General features: G+C 42.3%; 3 protein-coding genes. All 3 read left to right on the top strand.

Annotated features, from left to right (window positions below):
• On the top strand, positions 1–219 hold a 219-nt coding region (locus Q0140_RS11620), incomplete at its 5' end, for a hypothetical protein (protein ID WP_297964760.1).
• Positions 206–1,213, top strand: coding sequence for a hypothetical protein (locus Q0140_RS11625; RefSeq protein ID WP_297964762.1), 1,008 nt, complete (start codon positions 206–208; stop codon positions 1,211–1,213). The genes Q0140_RS11620 and Q0140_RS11625, both read left to right, overlap by 14 nt.
• Before the next feature lie 99 nt (positions 1,214–1,312).
• Positions 1,313–2,401 (top strand): hypothetical protein, encoded by a 1,089-nt coding sequence (locus Q0140_RS11630; protein WP_297964763.1) that lies wholly within the window; start codon positions 1,313–1,315, stop codon positions 2,399–2,401.
• Positions 2,402–2,573: the final 172 nt, after the last annotated feature.

Raw genomic sequence — 2,573 nt, forward strand, 5'->3', positions numbered from 1 at the left:
TTAGGTTTAGGTCGTTGGGAAGCTTCAAATTTTAAAGGCGGCGAAGCAAATACGATGAGCGGCGGCGGTAATTTAGCGCGAGGCGATACGAACGCGACTGACGGAGGAAATTTAACGCGCGCCGAGGCAAACAACGGCAAATCTGACACTGTGGGCAGCAAGGCGGACATGACGAAGCGCAAAGGAAATTCTACGGAAGAGCAAAATGCTGGGCGATGAAAATTTAGAAAAATTTTTCTCAAAAATCGACGCGGCGGAGTTTGGAATTTCGGCGGGCTTAAAGCTCGCTTCAAAAAATCATAAACTTACAGGAAGCGCGAGAGACGGGAGCGACGGCGAGCTTTTAAAATCAAAAAATGGCGCGGAATTTTGCGGCGAACAGGCATATTTTAGCGGCGGGCAGCAAGCTGAAATTTTAAAATTTAATGCCGAACCGCTGTTTAATGCCGAGAAAGCACACTTAAAATTTAACGTCCGCCCATCACAAGCAGGGCTAGGTGCCCATCCGCCGCGGGCGCAGTTTGACGCCGAGCGAGCGCAGGCAAAGATCGAAAATTTCATGCGCGATCTGCTGCAAAACTATGTGCTTTGCGTAAGTGGCGCGGAATTCGCCTTCGCGGAGATCGAGGCGTATTTTACGGGCGCGGATCGAAACACCTACAAGCGCACGTCGCGGGCGGGCGAGATATTTTTTCACAATTTCGGCTTTGACATTTCGTTTCGCAGCGTCCCGCAAAGCGGCGGCGGGATTTTGGTGCGAAGCCTGCGCGTCCTAAGCGGCGCAGAGCTTTTGGCGGGCGGCTTACCGGATTCAACGGGCTGCTTACCCGGCTCGGCAGGCGGCTTGCACGGCTTGGCGGACAGCGGCCAGCTCGGCTCTGCCGTCGCCACGCTTGTAAAAAACGGCGATTTTATCGCGGGTCCGCGCAAATGCATGGGTAAAATTTTAAATCTGCAAACGCAAAATTTAAACTTCTCTTTAAAGCGTGTGCCGCAAATAGCGCATGCAGCGAGCTTTAGTAACCGAATCCGACGAGGCGAGATCATAAATGAAGCGAATCTGGACGCAAATACGCCAAGCGGCGCGGCGGGCGCGGCGAAGCTTGCGAATGAGCCGCGCAGGCTTACTAGTGAGGAGTTTGAGGTATATCTGAGCACGGGCTGCGCTGCCGCGAAAACATATAAAAAATCGCTGCAAAGATATGAAGGCTAAATTTTGATCAAACGGCGCATAGCGGGCGAGCGGTAAAATTTATGAGCTTTAAGTGGCGGCGCTATAAAATGGCGCGTCCATCAAATTTAAAGGCGGCAAATGGATCAAAGCAGGCTTGAGGAATTAAAAAGGCTACTACAAAAGCGGCATCAAGAGCCGAAGCGGGGCTTGGAACAAAATTCTAACGGCGAAAATTTTAAAGTCCCGAATTCTGAAACCGAAAATTCCGAAACCTCAAATTTTGAAGCTTCGAATTCTGAATTCCTGAATTTTGAATCCCCGAATTCCGAAATCTTAAATTCTAAATCCCTGAATTATAAATCTTCAAATTCCGAAGCTTCAAATTCTGAAACCATAAATTCCGATCCTGGCGCTTTAAATTTAAAAGTCGAATTAGAAGCCGAAGCGGCTCAGAATTCTGCCTGTGAAAATAACGCAGAGCCGCAAAATTCTATCTCAGATGATAGCGGCGCCTTACCGCAGAATTCTAAAGCAAGGGATTATGATAAAGAGCCGATAGTAATCAAAAATTATGAAAAATTTTTTGTATATTCGTTTTTAGTCCTATTATTGCCGATCTCTACGCTACATGCATTTTTGATTATAAATTGTATAAATCATGAAGATATTGACATAGTTCAGTATTTTGCTATTTTATTCATTATTTTACTATCTACGGTTATAATATCCATATTTACCGTAATCCGCCCTAGACAAGATATAAAATTCACAAACAAATATATAGAATTTATTAGCGACGACTTAGTTGAAAAACGCTGCGAAATTGATGAAAACGCTTTATCTTTAAATTTCTCTATCGGAATTTTGGCAAGTTTATATGAGATAGGAAAATCTGAAAAGATATTTTTGTACTTTATCGCTATTTTTATGTGCGTAACATGGTGGAATATATTTTTTATAGCGATATTCTTTACATATTTATTCGGGTTTTTATTAAATTTCATACTTTATCTGTTTGTAAATAGGAATTTAAAAGGGTTTAGGGCTCTGCCGTTTATTAGGATCGCACGCCCCTCATATGGCAGATGGTTTAGGAACAAACCCGTTTATCCAAGATATTATCTCGTTTATCTCTATAATCAAAAAATTTATGATGAAATTAAAGAATATTTTTTACGAAAAAGCGTAAACATAAATAACGTTAAGAAAGATTATTTGTTTATCTAACTAGGAGGATAAAATGACGAGGGAAGAGGTCGCGAAGAAAGAGTCAGGCAACGTTTATAAAAGGTTTTCATCAAATTAATTATTATAAATTTAGATCTATTTTACAAAGGGGCTTGAAATAATGGAAAATTATAATAAACAAAAAGCCAGAGATTACGACAAAGATCCGATA

Source organism: uncultured Campylobacter sp., assembly GCF_938045405.1.
GTDB lineage: Bacteria > Campylobacterota > Campylobacteria > Campylobacterales > Campylobacteraceae > Campylobacter_B.

Excerpts from the sequence above, each read along its gene's own strand:
- Q0140_RS11625 (WP_297964762.1), top strand. The coding sequence starts at position 206 with ATGCTGGGCGATGAAAATTTAGAAAAATTTTTCTCAAAAATCGACGCG.
- Q0140_RS11630 (WP_297964763.1), top strand. The coding sequence starts at position 1,313 with ATGGATCAAAGCAGGCTTGAGGAATTAAAAAGGCTACTACAAAAGCGG.